Annotated in this window: 2 pseudogenes; both read right to left on the bottom strand. The window is 64.3% G+C overall.

Annotation, left to right across the window (positions count from 1 at the left end):
* Window positions 1-237, bottom strand: a pseudogene (locus C5C07_RS20770) (branched-chain amino acid ABC transporter permease); the annotation flags it as partial.
* 3 nt (window positions 238-240) lie between these two features.
* Window positions 241-454: pseudogene (locus C5C07_RS20765) on the bottom strand (branched-chain amino acid ABC transporter substrate-binding protein); the annotation flags it as partial.

Below are 454 nucleotides of genomic sequence, written 5' to 3'. Positions count from 1 at the left end.
GAACAGTACGGCGATGGCGACCGGGATGGTCGCCAGAAACAGGAGCGGCGACCCCTCCGCGTTCCCGGTAATCAGCGTCAGCACCCAGTAAGAGGTGTAGCCGCCGAGCATCACCATCTCGCCGTGGGCGAGATTGATGATGTCGACGACGCCCCAGATGAGCGCGAATCCGACCGCCACGCCTGCGAACAGCGCACCGACCAGCAGGCCGTTGACGACGAACTGGGTGGCAGCCATCGCTCAGCGCTCACTCCAGTCGGGCATCGGGTAGATGGGGCTCGACTGGGCGACGTTCTCGGGGTAGGTGATCTGCAGTCCCGGATCCGGCTGCCACTGGTAGACGAGCATATTCTTGTTGATGACGCCGGTGTCGTCGAAGGAGACGGTGCCGTACACCGTAGAGAACTCCGCCTGGCGGATGTGGTCGCGGACCGCCGTCGGTGTGACCTCGCTG

Origin of the sequence: Haloferax sp. Atlit-4N (assembly GCF_003383025.1) — an archaeon.
Classification (GTDB): Archaea; Halobacteriota; Halobacteria; order Halobacteriales; family Haloferacaceae; genus Haloferax; species Haloferax gibbonsii.
This window is presented reverse-complemented; position numbering and strand designations above follow the sequence as displayed.